Source organism: Plantactinospora sp. KLBMP9567 (genome assembly GCF_033446045.1).
GTDB lineage: Bacteria > Actinomycetota > Actinomycetes > Mycobacteriales > Micromonosporaceae > Plantactinospora.
Genome location: NZ_JAWQRR010000050.1, coordinates 130,374 through 152,380 on the forward strand (window position 1 = coordinate 130,374; position 22,007 = coordinate 152,380).

The 22,007-nt window shown below is 73.0% G+C and carries 11 protein-coding genes; all 11 read left to right on the forward strand.

Annotated features, from left to right (window positions below):
• The first annotated feature begins 3 nt into the window (after positions 1-3).
• Positions 4-1,863 carry an acyl-CoA dehydrogenase family protein gene (locus R6Y94_RS37320; protein ID WP_318401227.1) on the forward strand — a complete coding sequence of 620 codons (1,860 nt, stop codon included), beginning with the start codon at positions 4-6 and terminating at the stop codon, positions 1,861-1,863.
• Positions 1,860-3,575: an acyl-CoA dehydrogenase family protein gene (locus R6Y94_RS37325; RefSeq protein WP_318401229.1), complete on the forward strand. Its 1,716-nt coding sequence runs from the start codon at positions 1,860-1,862 to the stop codon at positions 3,573-3,575. The genes R6Y94_RS37320 and R6Y94_RS37325 overlap by 4 nt, the downstream gene beginning before the upstream one ends.
• Before the next feature lie 32 nt (positions 3,576-3,607).
• A complete protein-coding gene (locus R6Y94_RS37330; RefSeq protein WP_318401231.1) occupies positions 3,608-3,877 on the forward strand; it encodes an acyl carrier protein in 270 nt (89 codons plus the stop codon).
• The gene (locus R6Y94_RS37335) at positions 3,874-5,382 is read left to right on the forward strand and encodes a condensation domain-containing protein (protein WP_318401233.1); all 1,509 of its coding nucleotides are present in this window, start codon (positions 3,874-3,876) and stop codon (positions 5,380-5,382) included. The genes R6Y94_RS37330 and R6Y94_RS37335 overlap by 4 nt, the downstream gene beginning before the upstream one ends.
• Before the next feature lie 181 nt (positions 5,383-5,563).
• The gene (locus R6Y94_RS37340) at positions 5,564-6,298 is read left to right on the forward strand and encodes an ABC transporter ATP-binding protein (RefSeq protein ID WP_318401235.1); all 735 of its coding nucleotides are present in this window, start codon (positions 5,564-5,566) and stop codon (positions 6,296-6,298) included.
• Positions 6,292-8,784 (forward strand): FtsX-like permease family protein, encoded by a 2,493-nt coding sequence (locus tag R6Y94_RS37345; protein ID WP_318401237.1) that lies wholly within the window; start codon positions 6,292-6,294, stop codon positions 8,782-8,784. The genes R6Y94_RS37340 and R6Y94_RS37345 overlap by 7 nt, the downstream gene beginning before the upstream one ends.
• 329 nt (positions 8,785-9,113) lie before the next feature.
• Positions 9,114-10,097, forward strand: a complete 984-nt coding sequence (gene sbnA, locus R6Y94_RS37350; RefSeq protein ID WP_318401265.1) for a 2,3-diaminopropionate biosynthesis protein SbnA — start codon at positions 9,114-9,116, stop codon at positions 10,095-10,097.
• Positions 10,097-11,161: a 2,3-diaminopropionate biosynthesis protein SbnB gene (sbnB, locus tag R6Y94_RS37355; RefSeq protein WP_318401239.1), complete on the forward strand. Its 1,065-nt coding sequence runs from the start codon at positions 10,097-10,099 to the stop codon at positions 11,159-11,161. Before sbnA ends, sbnB begins: the two co-directional genes overlap by 1 nt.
• Positions 11,162-11,203: 42 nt before the next feature.
• A complete protein-coding gene (locus R6Y94_RS37360; RefSeq protein WP_101365415.1) occupies positions 11,204-11,419 on the forward strand; it encodes an MbtH family protein in 216 nt (71 codons plus the stop codon).
• A gap of 29 nt (positions 11,420-11,448) precedes the next feature.
• Positions 11,449-16,578, forward strand: coding sequence for a non-ribosomal peptide synthetase (locus tag R6Y94_RS37365; RefSeq protein ID WP_318401240.1), 5,130 nt, complete (start codon positions 11,449-11,451; stop codon positions 16,576-16,578).
• A partial coding sequence (locus tag R6Y94_RS37370) for a non-ribosomal peptide synthetase (protein ID WP_318401242.1) occupies positions 16,575-22,007 on the forward strand: 5,433 nt, incomplete at its 3' end. The genes R6Y94_RS37365 and R6Y94_RS37370, both read left to right, overlap by 4 nt.

Here is a 22,007-nt window from a genome sequence, read left to right on the forward strand (position 1 = left end):
GGGATGCGCTATCCCGCCTTCGCCCTCGCCGAACACCTCGACCACGGCCTCGGCGACCCGCACGACCCGGCCCGGGTGGCCTCGTTCGCCCGCTTGGTCGCGCTGGACGCCCGGGAGGAGTTCCCGGCGGAGATCTGCGCCGAGCTGGACCGGCTCGGGCTGCCCCGCTGGTACGTGCCGGCCGAGTTCGGCGGCGAGCTGCGCAGCTACGAGGAGCTGCTGCACGCGGTGCGGATCCTGGCCCGCCGGGACCTGACCGTCGCGATCGGACACGGCAAGACCTACCTCGGCGCGGTATCCGCCTGGGTGGGCGCCACCCCGGAGCAGGCCCGCCGGGTCGGTGCCGAGGTGCTCGCCGGCAGCGTCATCTCGCTGGCGCTGACCGAGCGGGAGCACGGCAGCGACCTGCTCGCCGGTGAGGTCTCGGCGGTGCCGACCGGCGCCGGTTACCGGGTCGACGGCGAGAAGTGGCTGATCAACAACGCCAGCCGGGGGGACCTGGTCTGCGTACTGGCCCGGACCGAGCCGGCCGGCGGCACCCGGGGGTTCAGCCTGTTGATGGTGGACAAGCGGCGGCTCGCCTCCGGCACGTTCCGCTGCCTGCCCAAGGAGCGCACCCACGGGGTACGCGGCGCGGACATCAGCGGGATCGCCTTCGCCGGCGCCGAGGTGCCGGCCGAGGCGCTGGTCGGTACGGCCGGCGCCGGCCCGGAGATCGTGCTGAAGAGTGTCCAGCTCACCCGCACCATGTGCGCGGCGATGTCGCTCGGCCTGGCCGACCAGGCGCTGCGGCTGGTCCTCGACTTCGCCGCCGGGCACCGGCTCTACGACCGGCCGCTGGTCGATCTGCCGCACGCGAACCGCACCCTGACCGAGGCGTACGTCGACCTGCTGATCGGCGAGGCCACCAGCGTGCTGACCGCGCGGGGCATCCACGCCACCCCCGGCGAGCTCAGCGTCACCTCGGCGGTCGCCAAGTACCTGGTGCCGACAATGATGGACCGGACCATCCCGCGACTCGGCCAGGTGCTCGGGGCCCGGGCCCTGCTCACCGAGGACCACGCCGACGGGCTGTTCCAGAAGATCGAACGCGACCACCGGATCGTCGGCATCTTCGACGGCAACACCCTGGTCAACCTGAACACCCTGGTGAACCAGTTCCCCGGCCTGGTCCGGGGCTACCGGCGGGGCGTGGTCGACCCGGGGCTGGCCGACACGGTCGAGCTGGCCCGCCCGCTGCCCGACTTCGACCGGAACCGGCTCGCGCTGCTGTCCCGGACCGGGTGCAGCGTGGTGCAGCAGCTACCGGCCGCCGTCGCCGAGGTGCTGGAGCTGGTCGACGCCGGGATCGCCCCGCCGGCCCTGGCCGTACAGGCCGAGACGCTGGCCGGGCTGGTCGACGGGCTGCACGAGCGGATGGCCGCGTACCGCCCGCAACCCCGGCAGGTGCCGGCCGAGGCGTTCCGGATGGCCGGCGAGTACGCGCTCGCCTTCGCCGCCGCCGCCTGCCTGCACCTGTGGCTGCGCAACCGGCACTGGCTGGCCGACGGTCCGACCGCGCCGCTCTGGGCGGACGCCCGCTGGCTGCGCGCCTGCCTGCACCGGCTGATCGGGCAGCTCCGGCCGGCGACCGCGACCGGACCCGAACCCGACGACGGCGAGGACTACGACCGGCTGCTGCCGGACCTGCGCGCCCAGCACCACGAGGGCCGGCTCTTCTCCCTGCTCCCGGCCCGGCTCGCCGAGGCGGGCGTGCAGACGCCCGAGCCGCCGTCCCGGCTCGCCGAGGCGGCCGGGCAGCCGTCCGAGTCTCCGGCGCGTCCCGCCGGGACGGCCGCACAGCTTTCCGAGGTGGCCCGATGACCGTCGACACCGCCGCCGTGCCCGGCACGGCCCCGGCCGCCGAGCCGGACCTGGAGACGTACCTGGGAAATCCGCACGACCCGGCGAACCCGGTCGGCTATCCGGCGCTGCTCGCCGCCGACGAGCGCGGCGAACTGCTCGCCGCCGGCGAGCGGGCACTCGACGGGTACGGGCTGAACGCCGAGTTCGTGCCCCGGGCCCTCGGCGGCCGGTTCGACCGGGCCGACCGGCTGGCCCAGGTGCTGCGCGCGGTGTTCCGCCGGGACACCACCCTCGGGGTCGGCTACGGGGTCACCACCTTCATCGCCGCCACCCCGGTCTGGACCAACGGCACCGCCGAGCAGCGGCGCTGGATGGCCGACCTGCTGCTGCGGCACGGCAAGGCGTCGGCCGGCTACAACGAGCTGGCGCACGGCACCGACTTCGGTCGGGCCGAGCTGCGGGCCGACCTCGCCGGCGACCGCTTCGTGGTGAACGGTCGCAAGGAGATGGTCGGCAACCTGAGCCGGGCGGACGCGGTGACGCTCTTCGCCCGCACCGACGACCGGCCGGGCAGCCGCAGCCACTCGCACCTGCTGCTGGACATGGCCGCGCTGCCGGGGGCGCACCGCCGGCACCTGCGCCGGTACCGCACCGCCGGTGTCCGCGGGGTGCTGCTCGGCGGGCTGGAGTTCGTCGACTGCCCGGTACCGGCCGACGCGGTCGTCGGGGAACTCGGCGGCGCCATGGAGACGGTGCTGCGGGCGTTCCAGGTGACCCGGGGCGTGCTGCCCGGGATGGCCGTCGGGATCGTCGACACCCAACTGCGTACGGTGCTGCGGTTCGCCCTCGACCGCCGGCTGTACGGGCTGCCGGTGGCCGAGCTGCCGCACGCCCGGACCGCCCTGGTAGACGCCTTCCTGGACCTGCTGATCAGCGACTGCCTGGCCACCGTGGTCGCCCGGGCCCTGCACGTGCTGCCGGACCAGACGAGTGTCTACAGCGCCGCCGTGAAATACCTGGTGCCGAAGATGTTGCAGGAGGCGGCGCACCGGCTCTCGGTGGTGCTGGGCGCCCGGTCGTACCTGCGGGACGGCCCGTACGGGATCTTCCAGAAGAATCTGCGGGACCTGCTCGCCGCGACGCTCACCCACGCCAGCGCGGCGGTCTGCCAGGCGACGATCATCCCGCAGCTACCCCGGCTGGCCCAGCAGGGCTGGCGCTCGTCGCCGGCTGCGCCACCGGCACTGTTCCGGCTCGGCGACCCGCTGCCCCCGCTGGACTTCGCCGGCATCGGGCTCTCCGCCCGGGGCGTGGACAGCCTGGCCGTCACGCTGCGGGAGTACGGCGCCGGACCGGGTGCCGACCCGGCGGTCGCCCGGCTCTGCGGGGTCTTCACCGCCGAACTCGACCGGCTCGCCGAGGTCTGCGCCGACCTGCTGCCCCGGGACCGGACGGTGATCGCCGGCCGGCGCAGCTTCGACCTGACCGACCGGTACGCCACCGTGCTGGCCGCCGCCGCCTGCCTCGGGGTGTGGCGGTACAACCAGGACGACCCGTTCCTGCGGGACACCCCGTGGCTGCTCGCCGCGCTGTCCCGGCTGGCCGGACGGCTGGGCATCGACCCGGGCGCGGCACCGGACGGGCTGGAGCGACACCTCTTCGTCGAGCTGCTGGAGCGTCACCAGGACAACCGCGGCTTCGATCTCGTCAACCGGCGTCTGGCCGGCTGACCATCTCCGTCCGTACGCCTAAGGAGTGCACCATGTCCGGAACCATCCAAGACACGTCCGTCGAGGCCATCCGCACCTGGCTGGTCGGCCGGATCGCCTTCTACCTGCAACGGCCGGCCGAGGAGATCGACGCCGACGCGCCGCTGGTCGAGATCGGCCTCGACTCGGTCTACGCGATGACCCTGAGCGGGGACGTGGAGGAGCGGTTCGACCTCGAGGTGGAGCCCACGATGGCCTGGGACCACCCGAACGTGAACGCCCTCGCCGGCTACCTGCACGGCGTGCTGGAGTCGCGAGGATGACCGTGCAGGGCATCCGTCCGGGCGGGTCGCCGGCCGGGTCGGGCCAGTCGCCGGCCGGGCCGGCCGAAACGCTGCCCGGCCCCGGCCATCCGCTCTCGGTCGGGCAGGAGGCGCTCTGGTTCCTCTACCAGCTCGCGCCGGAGAGCCCGGCGTACAACATCACGCTCGCGGTCCGGGTCCGGACCGCGCTGGACGTCGCGGCGCTGGGCCGGGCGGTCGACGCGCTGGTGGCCCGGCATCCCATGCTCGGCACGGCCTTCGCCGAGGTCGACGGGGTGCCCCGGCAGTTCGTCCCGCCGCCCGGTGCCGCGGCGGCGGGCGGCTCCCGGTGGCTGGAGATCCGGGACGTGCCGGGCCGCACCGACGAGGCGCTGCTCGGGCTGGCCCGGTCGGTCGGCGAGGTGCCGTTCCGGCTCGGTGCCGGAGACGTCTTCCGGGTGGTGCTGCTGCGCCGCGCGCCCGACGACGCCGCCCTGGTGCTGGTCACCCACCACATCATCAGCGACGCCACCTCGCAGTGGCTGCTGCTGCGCGACCTGCTGGCCGGATACCGGGGGATCGCGGCCGGCGGCGCCCCGGACTGGGCGCCGCTGACCGCCAGCTTCCTGGACTACGTCGAGGCGGAGCGGGTACTACTCGACTCGCCCCGGCGGGACCGGCTGGAACGGTACTGGCGGAACCGCTGCACCGGGGTGTCGGCCGGGGCGATCCCGGTCGACCGGCCCCGGCCGGAGCGGCAGACCTTCGACGGCGCGACCCACCACCTGACGCTCCCCGACGAGCTGACGGCCCGGGTCCGGGCGGCGGCCTCGGCGGCCGGGGTGACCCCGTTCGCGTTCCTGCTCGGGGTCTTCCAGGCGACCCTGTTCCGGTACGGCGGCCAGGACGACTTCGCGCTCGGCTGCCCGGTGGCGACCCGGCACGGCCGGGGGCTGCGGGACGTGGTCGGCTATCTGGTCAACACCCTGGTGTTGCGTTCGTCGTTCGCGTCCGGGGCCACCTTCGCCGATGCCGTGGCGGCGGCGCACCGGGAACTCCTCTCCGGACTGGGCCACGTCGGGTACCCGTTCCCGCTGCTGGACCGGATGCTCGGTGGGGCCCGCGGCACCAGCCGGTCGCCGCTGTTCCGGATCGCCTTCACGATGGTGGCGGCGGACCGGCTCGACCCGCCGCTGCCGCTGGTGCCGGAGGGCGCCGTGGTGGGCCCGGAGATCTCCTACGCGGGGCTGCGGCTGGCCGCGTTCGACGTACCGCAGCTGGAGGGGCAGTTCGACCTCAACGTGGAGCTGCGCCAGGCGGAAGATTCATTCACCGGTGCCTTCCGGTACAACACGGATTTGTTCGATAGTGCGACCATAGAGCGGCTTACCGGGCACTACCGCCGGCTGCTGGAGGCGGCCACCGCCGACCCGACGCGCCGGATCGACCGGGTCTCCCTTGTCGACAGCGCACAACTGGAACAACTGCTCGCGTTGGGTACCGGCGGAGTCTCGCCCGGGCAGTGAACCTTCTTCAACCTGAACCGTGCGGCGCTCGCGTACCGCGTCCGGCCGCAAGGGCGGTCGAAGAAGGTTCAGCGGCCCAGGGAACCGCCCGAAACCCGGGACACCTCAGGGTCGCCGGTCCGGGGGTTCTCAGGGTGGTATCTCATGTGTCGATCTAACGATCAGTGATTGGATGCTCGCTATGGAGCAGGCTGTGCGGCTGGAGTCGCTGAGCAAGACGTACGGTTCGGGTCAGAACGCGGTGACCGCCCTGAGGGACGTGTCGCTCGATCTCCGGGCCGGAAGCTTCACCGCGATCATGGGGCCGTCCGGCTCGGGCAAGTCGACCCTGTTGCAGTGCGCGGCGGGGCTGGACCGGCCGACCGGCGGCCGGGTGGTGATCGGCGGCACCGACCTGACCGGGCTGAGCGAGACCGCGCTGACCCTGCTCCGGCGAGACAAGATCGGCTTCGTCTTCCAGGCGTTCAACCTGCTGCCGTCGCTGACCGCCGAGCAGAACGTGGCGCTGCCGCTGCGGCTGGCCGGGCGCAAGCCGAGCCGGTCCGAGGTGGCGGAGGTACTCGCCGAGGTGGGGCTCGGCAACCGGGGCGGGCACCGGCCGGCGCAGCTCTCCGGCGGCCAGCAGCAGCGGGTCGCGATCGCCCGCGCCCTGGTGACGAAGCCGGCGGTGCTCTTCGCGGACGAGCCGACCGGTGCGCTGGACACCAGCACCAGCCGGGAGGTGCTGGCGCTGCTGCGCGGCCTGGTCGACCGGCACGGGCAGACCATCGTGATGGTGACGCACGACCCGGTGACCGCCGCCAACGCGGACCGGGTGGTCTTCCTCGCCGACGGTGCGCTCGCCGGTGAGCTGGTCAACCCGACGGCCGAGGCGATCGCCGCCCGGATGACGCGCATGGAGGTCGGCGCGTGCTGAGCATCGCGTTGCAGACGCTGCGGGTGCGCTGGGCCGCCTTCGTCGGTACGTTCGTCGCGCTGACCCTGGGCGCTGGCATGATCGCCGCGATGGGGCTGGAGATCGGCGCCACCCTGGGGCTGCCCGAGCGGGCGCCACAGCGGTTCGCCGCCGCCCCGGTGGTGGTCGCCGCGCTCGACCCGGAGTGGGATCCGGCTCGGCACGACCCGGGCAGCCGTTCGCTGATCCAGGCCCGGGGCATCTCCGACGGGCTGGCTGCCGAGGTCGGGGCGCTGGGTCGCACCGTCCCGGTCCGCAGCTTCTACGCCCAGCTCTCCGGCGGCGCCGACGACCAGGTCGGGCACGGCTGGTCCAGCGCCGAGTTCGCCCCGTACGCGCTGGCCGCCGGCCGGCCGCCGCAGGCCGACAACGAGGTCGTGGTGCCGAGCGGCGGTGCCGGACCGGGCGAGCGGGTCACCGTCTTCAGCACCGGGGGGCCGCGCGACTACACGGTCGCCGGGGTGACGGCGCCGGCCGACTTCGAGTCCGCGGTCTTCTTCACCGAGGCGGAGGCGGCCCGGCTCTCGCCCCGGGTCGAGGCGCTGGTCTCCTACGGGGCACCGGAGGCGGTGCGGCAGGCCGTCGGCGGGGACGCCGAAGTACTCACCGGGCAGCGGCGCAACGTGCTGGACCCGAGCTACAACGCCGACCGGGAGGCGATCGACAACACCCAGACGCTGCTGCCGATCACCGCCGTGGTCGCCGGCTTCGTCTCGGTCTTCCTGGTCGCCTCGACCTTCGCCTTCGCGGTCGCCCAGCGGCGCCGGGAGATCGCCCTGCTCCGCACGGTCGGCGCCACGCCCCGGCAGGTACGCCGGATGGTGCTGGCCGAGGCGTTCGTGGTCGGGCTCACCTCGGCGGTCGTCGGCTGCGCGCTCGGGCTGGGCGCCGCGCCGCTGCTGGCCGACGGAATGGTCGAGCTGGGGCTCGCCCCGCCGTGGTTCACCGTCGAGTTCTCCACCGGGCCGGCGGTCTGGGTGCCGTTGCTGATCGCCTTCGGCGTGGGGCTGGGAGTGGCGCTGGCCGGGGTCTGGGCGGCGTCCCGCCGGGCCGGCGACGTACGCCCGATCGAGGCGCTCCGGGACGCCGCCGTGGACTCCCGCACCATGACCTCCGGCCGGTGGCTCTACGGGCTGATGGCGCTGGCCTTCGGCCTGGTCACCATCGGTTGGGTGGCGGTGGTGAACCCGGGCATGGTGATGGTGCCGACCCGGTACATCGGGGTGCTGATGTTGCCGATCCTCGCCTTCGCGCTGCTCGCCCCGGTGGTGGTCAAGCCGATCGCCCGGTTGATCACCTGGCCGCTCGGACGGCTCGGCGGCGCCGCCGGGATGCTGGTCCGGGAGAGCGCGCTGACCGCGGTGCGGCGTACCGCGGCCACCGCCGCGCCGGTGCTGCTCACCGTCGGGCTCTCCATCTCGCTGCTCGGCGCGGCCGCCACCATCGACCGGGCCAAGGACAGCGGCCGGCGCAACCAGGTGACCGCCGACTTCGTGGTGACCCCGGACGGCACGCCCGGGGTCAACGAGGCGGTCACCGAGCGGGTCCGGGCGATCCCCGGCGTCGACGTGGTCGCCGCGCTGCCGACCATGGTGTACGCCCGGGACGACGCCCGGCTGGCCGACTACGAGGCGCTGGCCGTCGACCCGGCGGCGCTGTCCAGCACCCTGACCCTGCCGGTCGACGAGGGCTCCCCGGCGGACCTGCGCGACGACACCATCATCGTCAACGACGACTGGGGAGTCGGGGTCGGCGAGACCGTCGAGGTCTTCATGGCCGACGGCAGTACGGTGCCGCTGCGGGTGGTGGCGGTGCTCAACACCACCTCGGGCAGCAACGACGTCGCCTACCTGAGCACGAGGTACGCCGGCACCGCCAAGTACGCCTTCACCGGTCTGGCCCGCCGGATCTACGTCTCGTTGCAAGAGGGCACCGACCCGGCGACCGTCCGGTCGGCCCTGGCCAGCGCCACGGCCGGGCTGGGTGCCCGCGCGGTTCCGGCCGAGGACTGGCTCGGCGAGGAGAGCAGCGAGAACAGCCAGGCAAGCACGCTGGGCATGGTGCTGGTGCTCGGCATCGCGATCGTCTTCTGCTTCATCGCCATCGTCAACACGCTGGTGATGGCGACCTCGGACCGGCTCCGGGACCTGGCGATCCTGCGGCTGGCCGGGGCCACCCCGCCACAGGTGCTCCGGGTCTTCGCCGCCGAGTCGCTGCTGGTGGCCGGGGTCGGCGTACTGCTCGCGGTGGGGGCGTCGGCGGTGAACCTGGTCGGGCTGCGGCTCGCCCTGGGGCAGCTCGTCGGGGCCACCCCGGTCAGCGTGCCGTGGGGCACGGTCGCCCTGATCGCGGTGATCAGCGCCGCGCTGGCCGTACTCGGTGCCGTGGTGCCGGTCCGGCTCGCGAACCGGACCCGCGCGGTGGAGTTGGCCGGCGTACGCGAATAACCCGCCCACATCGGACCCACCGGGCTCCGCCGTCCCCGACTTTCGGGGCGGCGGAGCCCGGCTCGTTTTCGAAGATAGTTTCGATATGGGGCTGGTATAGCCGCGGGTCGCAGGATGTCAAGGAGCCGAGAAAGCAGGCCGGCGCCAACCGTGGGAACGGCACCTGGCGGTGACGTTTCCTGGGAACGTAACTGACCCGCGAAGGGAAAGCCGTGCCAATGGACCTTTTACGACCTGGAGAGCACGGCGCCTGCACGCCGGCCTTCACCGGCGGCCACGACCAACCTCAAGGGGAGGTTGAAAAAGGTTCACCGCCTGCGCTGAAGGGCATCCTCGCGGCCGTCGGGAACACCCCTCTGGTGGAACTGGAACGCCTGATACCCGATTCACGAATTAAGGTGTTCGCGAAGCTGGAGCGGTTCAATCCCGGCGGCAGCGTCAAGGATCGGACCGCACTGAGCATGCTGCTGGAGAAAATTCGCAGCGGCGAGCTCCAGCCGGGCCGATCGGTGGTGGTCGAGTCCAGCTCGGGAAATCTGGCGGTCGGGCTCGCCCAGATCTGCCGGTATTTCGGGCTCCGGTTCGTCTGCGTGGTGGACGCCAAGACGACCGAACAGAACATCGCGATACTGCGGGCGTACCAGGCGTCGGTCGAGGTGGTGAACCGGCCCGACCCGGACAGCGGCGAGTACCTGCCGGTGCGGGTACGCCGGGTCCGCGAACTGGTGTCGAACACCCCGCACGCGTTCTGGCCCAACCAGTACGCGAACCCGCTCAACCCGATCGCGCACCGGCAGACCATGGGCGAGATCGTCGAGGCGCTCGACGGTTCCGTCGACTACCTGTTCTGCGCGGTCAGCTCCTGCGGCACCCTGCGCGGCTGTGCGGACTACGTCCGCGAGCACGGGTTGAACACGAAGATCGTCGCGGTCGACGCGGTCGGCAGCATGATCTTCGACGGGCAGCAGCCGATCGAGCGGCTGCTCCCCGGGCACGGCGCGTCGCTGCGGCCGGGACTCTTCGACCCGGACGCCGCCGACGAGGTCATCCACGTGACCGACCTCGAGTGCGTCGCCGCCTGCCGCCGGCTCACCGCCCGGGAGGCGATCCTGGCCGGCGGTTCCTCCGGGGCCACCGTCGCGGCCCTGGAGCGGCGCAGCCGGAACATTCCCGAGGACGCGAGATGTGTGCTCATCTTCCCCGACGGTGGCGACCGCTACCTTGACACGATCTACTCCGACGACTGGGTACGGAACCGCTTCGGTGAGGTTTCGCACCTCTGGAAGGAAGCTGCCGGTGGTGATCAGGCCTGATGCTGATCCTTCGATATGACGACGTGCAACAGATCCTGGCCGAGCGCGAACTCGCGTTGATCGAGCTGGTCGGCGAGGCGTACAAGTTGCACGATGAGGGTGCCACCGCGGTGCCGCACTCGATATTCCTCCGCTTTCCCGACCAGCCCCGCAACCGGATCATCGGGCTGCCCGCGTACGTCGGCGGGAACTCACCGGCCGCCGGGATGAAGTGGATCGCCTCCTGGCCGGGGAACATCACCACCGGGCTGGCCCGGGCCAGCGCCAGCATCCTGGTCAACGACCTGGAGACCGGGCAGCCGACGGCGCTGCTCGAAGGCTCGGTGATCTCGGCCAAGCGGACCGCGGCCAGTGCCGCGCTCGCCGCCCGGCTGCTGGTCCGCGAGCCGGGCCCGAGCGGGGTGGCCCTGATCGGCTGCGGCGTGATCAACCTGGAGGTGCTGCGCTTCCTGCTCGCCGCGCTGCCGACGCTGACCGAGGTGACCCTCTTCGACAACGACTGCACCCGGGCGGCCGCGTTCGCCCGCAACTGCGCCGACCTATCGCCGACCCTGCACGTCACGCTGGCCGCCGACGCCGGCCGGGCCGTCGCGGCGCACGACCTGGTCTCGATCGCCACCACGGCGGCCGAGCCGCACCTCGACCTCGGCCCGGCCCGGCCCGGCACCCTCGTGCTGCACGTCTCGCTGCGCGACCTGACCCCGGCGACGATCCTGGCCAGTCAGAACGTGGTCGACGACGCCGACCACGTGTGCCGGGAGCAGACCTCGCTGCACCTCACCGAGCAGCAGGTGGGGCACCGGGACTTCATCGACGCGCCGATCGGCCAGATCCTGCGCGGCACCGGCGGCTTCCGACGCGATCCCGACCGGACGGTGGTCTTCTCGCCGTTCGGCCTCGGCGCCCTGGACATCGCCCTCGCGGAGTTCGTCCGGGCCGCCGCCGTCGAGCGGGGCCTCGGCATCCGCGTCGACGACTTCCTGCCCGCCACCGGCGGCACCGCGTGGCACCGCGAATCCCAGGTGATCCCGCCCGCTTCGGGTGGCACCGCGAATCCCAGGTGATCCGGCCCTCGGCCGGAGTCCCGACAACCACAAGGAGTTCCGATGGCTGACGAGCAGACCGACGACCGGGTGTACCGGGTGGTCCGCAACGACGAGGAGCAGTACTCCATCTGGCCCGCCGACCGGGATCTGCCGGCGGGCTGGCACGCCGAGGGCACCGAGGGCCCGCGTGCCGACTGCCTCGCCCGGATCGGCGAGGTCTGGACCGACATGCGCCCGCTGAGCCTGCGCCAGCGGATGGCGGCGGCACAGAGCTGACCGCCCCCGCGACAAGGTGAGGAGCACCGATGAACCCCGATCGAAGCCGGACTGACCTGGTCGGCGACTCCAGCGGGCCGGCGACCGTCGCCGGGTCCGCCAACATCCTGCCGGCGCTGGTCGCCCGCCAGGTGGCGGCCACGCCCGACGCGGTCGCCGTACTGGCCGGCGACGTCGAGGTGACGTACGCCGAACTGGACCGCCGGGCCAACCGGCTGGCCCGGTACCTGCGCGACCTCGGTGCCGGGCCCGACACGCTGGTCGGGGTCTGCCTGCCCCGCGACGTGGACCTGGTCGTCGCGCTGCTCGGCGTCTGGAAGGCGGGTGCCGGCTACGTACCGCTGACTCCGGACCACCCTCGGGACTGGGCGAACTGGGTGCTGACCGACACCGGCGCCGGGATCGTGCTGACCGGATCGGCCCACGCCGACCTGGTGGCCGGCACCGGCGCCCGGGTGGTCCGCCTCGACGACATCTCGGCCGAGCTGGCCGGGCTGCCCGACGAGGCGCCGGTCAACCCGGCGACCGGGGACGACCTCGCCTACGCGATCTACACCTCGGGTTCCACCGGCCGGCCCAAGGGCGTGATGATCAGCCACGCGGCGATCGCCAACCGGGTCGACTGGGCGGTGCGGCAGCACGGCCTCGGCCCGGCCGACCGGGTGTTGCAGAAGACCGCGCTCACCTTCGACGCGGCCTGCTGGGAGTTCTTCGCCCCGCTGGTCAGCGGCGGCACCGTGGCGCTCGCACCGGTCGGCGCCGAGCGCGACCCGGCGGCGCTGGTCCGGGCGATCAGCCGGTACGGCGTCACCGTCTTCCAGGGCGTGCCGTCGGTGCTCCGGCTGGTCGCCGACGATCCGGGCTGGCGGGACTGCAGCTCCCTGCGGCTGCTCTTCTCGGCCGGCGAGCCCCTGCACGCCGAGCTGTGCCGACGGCTCACCGACGGGCTCAAGGTCACCCTCTGGAACACGTACGGGCCGACCGAGTGCGCCATCGACGTGACCGCGCACCCGTACGACCCGGCGCTGCCGACCGGCCCGGTGCCGATCGGCCGGCCGCTGGCCAACCTGCGGGTGCTGGTACTGGACGGAAACGGCGACCCGGTGCCGGTCGGGGTCGCCGGTGAGCTGCACGCCGGCGGGGTCGGGGTGGCCCGGGGCTACCTCGGCCGGCCGGACCTGACCGCCGAGAAGTTCGTCCCGGACCCGTACGGGCCGCCCGGGTCCCGGCTCTACCGCACCGGCGACCTGGTGCGGTGGCGGGCCGACGCCACCCTGGAGTACATCGGGCGGCTCGACCACCAGGTCAAGGTGAACGGGGTCCGGATCGAGCCCGGTGAGGTGGAGTCGGCGCTGGTCGCCCACCCGGACGTCAGTGCCGCCGTGGTGCTGGCGGTGGAGACCGCCGAGGGCGGCAAGCGGCTCGTCGGGTATGTCACCGGGGAGCGGGTGCCGGCCGCCGACCGGCTGCGTACCTTCCTGCGGGACCGGCTGCCCGACCCGATGATCCCGGCCGCCTTCGTGGCCCTGCCGGAGTTCCCGCTGGGCGGCAGCGGCAAGGTGGACCGGGCGGCGCTGCCGGCGCCGGACGCCGCGGCCGAGGACGGCCGCCCGCCGTACGTGGCGCCGCGCAACGCCGCCGAGCGGCTGGTCGCCCGGGCCTGGGCGGAACTGCTCCGGGTCGACCAGGTCGGCGTGCACGACGACTTCTTCTCGCTCGGCGGCTCCTCGCTGCTGCTGACCCGGCTCGCCAACCAACTCCGGGCGGCCTCCGGCAGCAAGGTCGCGCTGCGCGGCCTCTTCGCCGCGCCCACCGTGGAGCAGCAGGCGAAGCTGATCGCGGTGCCGTCCGACGACGGCCCGCCGATCATTCCGGTGCCCCGGACCGGGCCGCTGCCGCTGTCGTTCGGGCAGCGCCGGCTCTGGTTCCTGGACCGGCTGGAGCCCGGCAACACCGAGTGGGTCGCCCCGCTCTTCGTCCGGCTCGGCCCCGAGGTCGACCAGAGTACCGTCCGGCGGGCGTTGGACGCGCTGGCCGGGCGGCACGAGATCCTCCGTACCCGGTACGTCGAGGAGGGCGGCGAGCCCCGCCAGGTGATCGACGCACCGGGACCGGTCGAGCTGCGGGTGGTCGAGGCCGACGCCGCCGACCTGGAGACGGTGTTCCGGGGCGAGTTCGAGCGCGGCTTCAACCTGGCCACCGGCCCGGTCTGGCGGGCACTGCTGGTCCGCTTCCCCGGCACGCCGACGCCCACCCCGCCGACCTCGGTGCGGATCCCGGCCACCGCCGGCCGTGCCCCGGCGGGCGAGTCGGTGCTGCTGCTCACCCTGCACCACATCGCCTGCGACGGCTGGTCGTCCGTGGTGCTGGAACGGGAGCTGCGGGAACTCTGCGCCGCGGTGGCGGCCGGGCGTGCCCCGGAACTGCCGGCGCAGCCGGTCCAGTACCCGGACTTCGCGCACTGGCAGCAGGGCTGGCTGACCGAGGAGGTGCTGGCGGCCGAGCTGGCGTACTGGCGGAAGGCCCTCGACGGGCTCGGGCCGCTGGACCTGCCGACCGACCGCCCCCGACCGGCCCGCCGCGACCCGAAGGGCGCGCTCGCCCCGTTCACCATCCCGACCGAGCTGGCCGCCGCGATCCGCGACCTGGGCCGGCGGTACGGCGCCTCGCCGTACATGACGATGCTGACCGCGTTCAGCACGCTGCTCGCCCGGTACGCCGGACGCTGGGACGTCGCCGTCGGCACCCCGGTGGCCGGCCGCAACCGGCCCGAGCTGGAGGACATGGTCGGGTTCTTCCTCAACTCGCTGGTGCTGCGGCCGAACCTCACCGCGGGGATGCGGTTCGGCGAGGCGCTGGAGGCGACCCGGGAGGTCTGCCGGGCCGCGTTCGCGCACCAGACGCTGCCGTTCGAGCAGCTCGTCGACGACCTCCAGCCGGACCGGGACATGTCCCGTACCCCGCTGTTCCAGGTCGCGTTCGACCTGCATGACGAGGGGCTGACCGGCGGGGCGGTGCGGGCCGACGACCTGGCGGCGTTCACCGAGGCGTGGCAGATCGCCAAGACCGACCTGACGCTCTTCGTCCGGATCCAGGAAGACGGCACGATGCTCGGCGCCCTGGAGTACGCGACCGCGCTCTTCGACCGCTCCACCGTGGACCGGATGGGCGGGCACCTGGTCCGGCTGCTCCAGGCGGTCACCGCCGATCCGGAGCTGCGGCTCGGCGCGGTGGACTTCCTCGACCCGGTCGACGAGCTGATCGGCACCGGCCGGAGCGACCCGTTCCGTACCGGTACCCCGGACCGCTGCCTGCACCAGGTCTTCGAGGAGCGGGTGCTGCTCGCCCCGGACGCGGTGGCGGTGACCTTCGAGGGTGTCTCGTTGACGTACGCCGAGGTGAACGTCCGGGCGAACCGGCTGGCACACCGGCTGCGGGCGTTGGGTGCGGGGCCGGAGTCCCTGGTCGGGGTCTGCCTGGAGCGGGGGATCGACCTCGTTCCGGCGTTGCTGGGGGTGCTGAAGTCGGGTGCGGCGTACCTGCCGTTGGACCCGGCGCAGCCGGTGGACCGGCTCGGCTTCATGGTCGCCGACGCGGGTGCACCGGTGATCGTGACGCAGGCGTCGCTGGTCGGCACCGTCTCCGGGTTCTTCGACGGCGAGCTGCTGGTGCTGGACGAGGAGGACCTGTCGGGACTGCCGGCGGAGAACCCCTCGCCGGTCTCCCACCCCGAAGACCTGATCTACGTGATCTACACGTCGGGTTCGACCGGCCGGCCCAAGGGCGTCTGCCTGACCCATGCCAACGTGTTCCGGCTGTTCAGCACCACCCGGTCGCACTACCGGTTCTCCGCCGACGACGTGTGGCCGCTGTTCCACTCGTACGCCTTCGACGTCTCGGTCTGGGAACTCTGGGGCGCGCTGCTCTACGGCGGCCGCCTGGTGGTGGTGCCGCGCGAGGTGACCCGGTTGCCGGACGAGTTCCTGGAGCTCCTGGTCGCCGAGCGGGTGACGGTGCTCAACCAGACCCCGTCGGCGTTTCGCAGCCTGGTCGGGTTCACCCGGGACGGTGACCCGAGGCTGGACCGGTTGGCGTTGCGGGCGGTGATTTTCGCCGGCGAGAAGCTGGAGATGGCCGAGTTGGCGCCCTGGACCGACCGGTTCGGGCTGGACCGGCCGGCGCTGCTCAACATGTACGGCATCACCGAGACGACGGTGCACTCCAGCTTCCACCAGGTACGCCCGCAGGACATCACCGACCCGGGCAACCCGGTCGGGTACCCCCTCGGCGACCTGCGGATCTACCTCCTCGACGGGTACGGCAACCTGGTCCCGGTCGGGGTGCCCGGCGAGATCCACGTGGGTGGTCCCGGCGTGGCCCGGGGCTATTTGAACCGGCCGGAGTTGACCGCGCAGCGGTTCGTGCCGGACCCGTTCGCGGTCGAGGCGGGGGCCCGGATGTACCGCAGTGGTGACCTGGCCAGGCGCCGGCCCGACGGTGGGCTGGACTTCCTGGGCCGGATCGACGACCAGGTGCAGATCCGGGGCTACCGGGTCGAGCTGGGCGAGATCGAGACCGTGCTCGCCGCGCATCCCGGGGTCCGGGACGCGGTGGTGCTGACCGACGAGCCGGAGCCGGGGCAGCCCCGGATCGTCGCCTACTACGTACCCGACGCCGACAACCCACCGGTCGTCCCCGACCTGGCCGGCCACTGCGGCAGGCGGCTGCCCGACTACATGGTGCCGGGCGTGTTCGTGCCGCTGGCGAAGATTCCGCTCACCGCCAACGGCAAGCTCGACCGCCGCGCGCTGCCGACCCCGGCCCGGACCGTCGCCGAGCTGGACGCGGCGGGCCACGTCGCGCCGCAGGGCCCGGTCGAGGAGCGGATCGCCGAGATCTGGGCCGAGCTGCTCGACGTCGACGCCGGTACCCAGACGAACTTCTTCACCGTCGGTGGCCACTCGATCCTCGCGGTCCGGCTGGCCTCCCGGATCCAGGAGGAGTTCGAGATCGACCTTCCGGTCCGGACCGTCTTCGAGCGGCCCACGATCGCGCGGATCGCCGAGGCGGTCGAGGAGCGGATCCGCGCCGAGATCGATGAGCTTTCCGAATCCGACCTGCTGGCCGGCCTGGCGTTGCTGAAGGAGCAGAACAGATGAGCACGGGCGAGGGCACGATCGAGCGCAGTGTCGAGGCGGCCCGCGAGGAACTGCTGCGGGCCAGGCTCGCCGGGCGGCTGCGCGGCGCCCGTCGCGCGGCGCTGAGCCGGGTGGACCGGAACGGCCCGCTGCCGCTCTCCTTCGGGCAGCAGCAGATGTGGTTCCTGAGCCGGCTGGACCCGGGTAGCTGGGAGTACCTGGTGCCGCTCGCGCTGCGGCTGCGCGGCCCGCTGGACTCCGCCGCACTGCGCCGGGCGCTGACCGAGCTGGTCGGCCGGCACGAGATCCTGCGTACCCGGTACGCGCTGGTCGCGGGCGAGCCGATCCAGGTGATCGACCCGGCCGGTCCGGTGCGGCTGGCGGTCTCGGACCTGACCGACCTGCCCGAGGCGGAGCGGGAGCGCCGCGGCTTCGAGCGGGCCGCCGAGGAGCCGTCGATCCCGTTCGACCTGGCCACCCAGTGGCCGGTACGGGCCCGGCTGGTCCGGCTGGCCGACGACGACCACCTGCTGGTCGTGGTCTTCCACCACGTCGCCTGCGACGCCTGGTCGGTCGGGGTCTTCGCCGAGGAACTCAGCGAGCTGTACGCGGCCGCGCTCGCCGGCCGCCCCAGCACCCTCGCCCCGCTGCCGGTGCAGTACGCCGACTACGCCGCCTGGGAACGGAACCGGTCGGAGGCGGAGCACCAGCGGCACCTGGACTACTGGCGGCGGCAGCTCGGCGGGGTGCCGCCGCTGGACCTGCCGGCGGACCGGCCCCGCCCGGCGACCCGGGACTGGGCCGGTGCGGTGGTCGAGGTGGAGCTGCCGGCCGGGCTCGGCGGCCAGCTCCGCGACCTCGCCCAGCGGCACGACGCGACCCTGTTCATGGTGCTGCTCACCGGCTACCAGGCGCTGCTGTCCCGGTACACCGGCGGCACCGACATCCCGGTCGGCACGGTGGTCTCCGGGCGCAACCGGCCGGAGCTGTCCCGGCTGATCGGCTACGGCATCAACAGCCTGGTGATGCGGGCCCGGTGGGACTCCGACATCACCTTCGGCGAGCTGCTGGCCGCCAACCGGCAGACCGTGCTGGCCGCCTTCGACCATCAGGAGGTGCCGTTCGGGCAGCTCGTCGACGAGCTCCAGCCGGAGCGGGACATGTCCCGTACCCCGCTGTTCCAGGTCGCCTTCACCATGCACGAGTCGGGCGCCGGCGGGTACGCGATGCCGGGGCTGGCGGTCTCCCCGCTGGACGCGCTTTCCCAGGTCTCCCGCTTCGACGTGACGCTCCAGATCCAGGAGGGCGCCGACGGTGGGCTGCGGGCCCACCTGGAGTACGCGACCGCGCTCTTCGACGGGTCCACCATGCGGCGGATGGGTGGGCACCTGGTCCGGCTGCTCCAGGCCGCCGTCGCCGATCCGGGTCGGGCGCTTTCCGCGGTCGACCTGCTGGACGACGCCGAGCGGGCCGAGGTCAGCGGGGTCGCCGACCCGTTCCGGATCGACGCGGTGCCGCCGACCCGGACCGTGCACCAGGTCTTCGAGGAGCGGGTGGCGACCGCGCCGGACGCCGTCGCGGTGGCCTTCGAGGGCACCGAGCTGACGTACGCCGAGGTGAACGCCCGGGCGAACCGGCTGGCGCACCGGCTCCGCGCGCTCGGCGCGGGGCCCGAGTCCCTGGTCGGGGTCTGCCTGGAGCGGGGCATCGACCTGGTCCCGACCCTGCTCGGCGTGCTGAAGTCCGGTGCGGCGTACCTGCCGCTGGACCCGGCGCAGCCGGTGGACCGGCTCGGCTTCATGGTCGGTGACGCGGGCGCGTCGGTGATCGTGACGCAGGCGTCGCTGGCCGGGACGGTCGCCGGCTTCTCCGGCGGCACCGTGGTCAACCTGGACGAGGAGGACCTGTCGGGGCTGCCGGCCGAGAACCCGGTCCCGCTCTCCGGACCGGAGAACCTGATCTACGTGATCTACACGTCGGGTTCGACCGGCCGGCCCAAGGGCGTCTGCCTGACCCACGCCAACGTGCTCCGGCTGCTGACCGTCGGCGAGACCCACTACCGGTTCTCCGCCGACGACGTGTGGCCGCTGTTCCACTCGTACGCCTTCGACGTCTCCGTCTGGGAACTCTGGGGCGCGCTGCTCTACGGCGGCCGCCTGGTGGTGGTGCCGCGCGAGGTGACCCGGGTGCCGGACGAGTTCCTGGAGTTGCTGGTCCGGGAACGGGTCACGGTGCTCAACCAGACCCCGTCGGCGTTCCGCAGCCTGGTCGGGTTCGCCCGGGACGGTGACCCGAGGCTGGACCGGTTGGCGTTGCGGGCGGTGGTCTTCGCCGGCGAGAAGCTGGAGATGGCCGAGTTGGCGCCCTGGACCGACCGGTTCGGCCTGGACCGCCCGGCGCTGCTCAACATGTACGGCATCACCGAGACGACGGTGCACTCCAGCTTCCACCAGGTACGCCCGCAGGACATCACCGACCCGGGCAACCCGGTCGGGTACCCCCTCGGCGACCTGCGGATCTACCTCCTCGACGGGTACGGCAACCTGGTCCCGGTCGGGGTGCCCGGCGAGATCCACGTGGGTGGTCCCGGCGTGGCCCGGGGCTATTTGAACCGGCCGGAGTTGACCGCGCAGCGGTTCGTGCCGGACCCGTTCGCGGTCGAGGCGGGGGCCCGGATGTACCGCAGTGGTGACCTGGCCAGGCGCCGGCCCGACGGTGGGCTGGACTTCCTGGGCCGGATCGACGACCAGGTGCAGATCCGGGGCTACCGGGTCGAGCTGGGCGAGATCGAGACCGTGCTCGCCGCGCACCCCGGGGTCCGGGACGCGGTGGTGGTGGTCCGGGAGGACATCCCCGGCGACAAGCGGCTGGTCGGCTACCTGGTGCCCGAGGGCGACCAGGTGCCGAGCCCGGCCGAGCTGCGCGAGTTCCTCGCCCGGGGCCTGCCGGAATACATGGTGCCGGCCGCGTTCGTGCCACTGGACCGGATTCCGCTGACCGCCAACGGCAAGCTCGACCGCCGCGCGCTGCCCGCACCGGACCGCGCCGCACTCTCCGGCGAGCAGGTCTACGTGGCTCCGCGTACCCCCGTGGAGGAGCGGGTCGCGGCGATCTGGCGGGACGTGCTCGGGGTCGAGCGGGTCGGCGTGCACGACAGCTTCTTCGACCTCGGCGGCCACTCGATCCGGGCGGTCGCCCTGGTCGGCGAGCTGCGGGCGATCGGGCTGGACGTCTCCGTCCGGGACGTCTTCGCGCACCGTACCGTCGCCGAGCTGTGCGGGATCCTCGACGGCCGGTCGGCGCCGGCCGCTACGGAGCGCCCGGTGGCGCCGTTCGAGCTGCTCTCCGCCGAGGACCGGGCGAAGGTGCCGACCGGCGCGGTCGACGCGTATCCGCTGTCCCGGGTGCAGGCCGGCATGGTGGTGGAGATGCTCTCCGACGGGGAGCTGCACGCGTACCACAACGTCACCTCGTTCCGGATCCGCGACGAGCGGCCGTTCGCGCTGGACGCGCTGCGCGAGGCGGCCCGGATCGTGGTCGAGCGGCACGAGGTGCTGCGTACCGCGATCGACCTGACCACGTACTCGGTGCCGATGCAGGTGGTGTACCCGACCGCCGAGATGCCGGTCGGGGAGCGGGACCTGCGGCACCTGGACGCCGCCGAGCTGGACCGGTCGCTGCGGGAGTTCACCGCGGTGGAGCGGGCCGACGTCTTCGACCTGGCCCAGCCGACCCTGATGCGGCTCTACGCGCACGTCTGCGACGACAAGACCTGGTGGCTGTCGGTCACCGAGTGCCACGCGATCATCGAGGGCTGGAGCCACCACTCGCTGCTGATGGAGGTGCTGGACCTCTACCGGGAGATCCGGGACGGCGGCACCCCGGCCCCGGTCGAGGCACCGCCGGTGCGGTTCGCCGACTTCATCGGCGCCGAACTGCGCTCGCTGGCCTCGGCGGACGACCGGGACTACTGGCGGGACATCGTCGGCCGGTACGCCCGGTTCACCCTGCCGACCGGCTGGGGCGACGAGGACGCGCCGCGCGAGTCGCTGATGCTCGGGGTGCCGTTCCACGACCTGGAGTCCGACCTGCGCAAGCTGGCCAGCCGGGCGAAGGCGTCGCTGAAGACGGTGCTGCTCGCCGCGCATCTGAAGGTGATGAGTCAGCTCACCGCCGAGGAGTCGTTCCTGACCGGCCTGGTGCTGCACGGCCGGCCCGAGGAGGTCGGCGCCGACCGGGTCTACGGGATGTACCTGAACAGCCTGCCGTTCGGCTACGACCGGGGCGCCCGGACCTGGCTTGAGCTGGTCCAGCGGACGTACGCCCGGGAGATGGAGATCTGGCCGCGCCGCCGGTTCCCGATGCCGGAGATCCAGCGCGAGTTCGGCGACGGCCAGCGACTGATGGACGTCCGGTTCAGCTACCACGACTTCGACCAGGTCGACCGGGATCTGGTCGACTACATGGCCAGCATCGACGACAGCCCGACCGAGTTCCCGCTCGCCGTGGCGGTCCGGCTCGGCTACGTGACGATGGCGGTCAACCCCCGGGTGCTGAGTCGGGCCAACGGCGACCGGATGGGCGCCATGTACCGGGCCGTGCTGGAGGCGATGGCGGCGGACCCGAACGGCGACGCCCGGGGCACCTTCCTCGCCGACGAGGAGCGGCAGCGGCTGGTGGTCGAGTGGAACCGCACCACGGCCGAGCCGGCCGGACCGGCCGTGCCGGAGCGGTTCGTCGCGCAGATGTCGGCCAACCCGCACGCGGTGGCGGTCGAGTGCGCCGGCCAGCAGCTCACGTACGCCGAACTGGACGCCCGGGCGAACCGGCTCTCCCGGCACCTGCGCGCCTGCGGCGTGGTACCGGAGTCGGTCGTCGGGGTGCTGCTGGACCGGGGTCCGGACCTGCTCGTGGCGATGCTGGCGGTCTGGAAGGCCGGCGGCGCGTACGTGCCGCTCGACCCGGCCCACCCGGCCGACCGGCTCGCCGACATGCTGGCCGACGCCGGTGCCCGGGTGGTGGTGACCGGCTCCGGCTACGCCGACCGGTTCCCGGAGATCCCGGTGCGGGTCCTGGTCGACCGGGACGCGCCGACCATCGCGGACCAGCCCGCGACGCCGCTCTCGGTACCGACCGATCTCGATCGCCTCGCGTACGTGATCTTCACGTCGGGGTCGACGGGTCGGCCGAAGGGTGTGGCGGTGTCGCATCGTGGGTTGGTCAACCATGTGTCGTGGGCGGCGCGGGAGTTGGCTGGTCGTGGTGCGGGTGGTTCGGCGTTGTTCTCGTCGGTGGCGTTCGACCTGGTGGTGCCGAATGTGTGGGCGCCGTTGGTGTCGGGTCAGCGGGTGTGGTTGGCGGCTCCGGATCTGGACATGGCGGATCTCGGCCCCGAACTGCTGGCGGCGGGCCCGTTCAGCTTCCTGAAGCTGACCCCCGGCCACCTGGAG

Excerpts from the sequence above, each read along its gene's own strand:
- sbnB (WP_318401239.1), top strand. The coding sequence starts at position 10,097 with ATGCTGATCCTTCGATATGACGACGTGCAACAGATCCTGGCCGAGCGC.
- R6Y94_RS37335 (WP_318401233.1), top strand. The coding sequence starts at position 3,874 with ATGACCGTGCAGGGCATCCGTCCGGGCGGGTCGCCGGCCGGGTCGGGC.
- R6Y94_RS37325 (WP_318401229.1), top strand. The coding sequence starts at position 1,860 with ATGACCGTCGACACCGCCGCCGTGCCCGGCACGGCCCCGGCCGCCGAG.
- R6Y94_RS37340 (WP_318401235.1), top strand. The coding sequence starts at position 5,564 with ATGGAGCAGGCTGTGCGGCTGGAGTCGCTGAGCAAGACGTACGGTTCG.
- R6Y94_RS37320 (WP_318401227.1), top strand. The coding sequence starts at position 4 with ATGCGCTATCCCGCCTTCGCCCTCGCCGAACACCTCGACCACGGCCTC.
- R6Y94_RS37365 (WP_318401240.1), top strand. The coding sequence starts at position 11,449 with ATGAACCCCGATCGAAGCCGGACTGACCTGGTCGGCGACTCCAGCGGG.
- R6Y94_RS37360 (WP_101365415.1), top strand. The coding sequence starts at position 11,204 with ATGGCTGACGAGCAGACCGACGACCGGGTGTACCGGGTGGTCCGCAAC.
- R6Y94_RS37330 (WP_318401231.1), top strand. The coding sequence starts at position 3,608 with ATGTCCGGAACCATCCAAGACACGTCCGTCGAGGCCATCCGCACCTGG.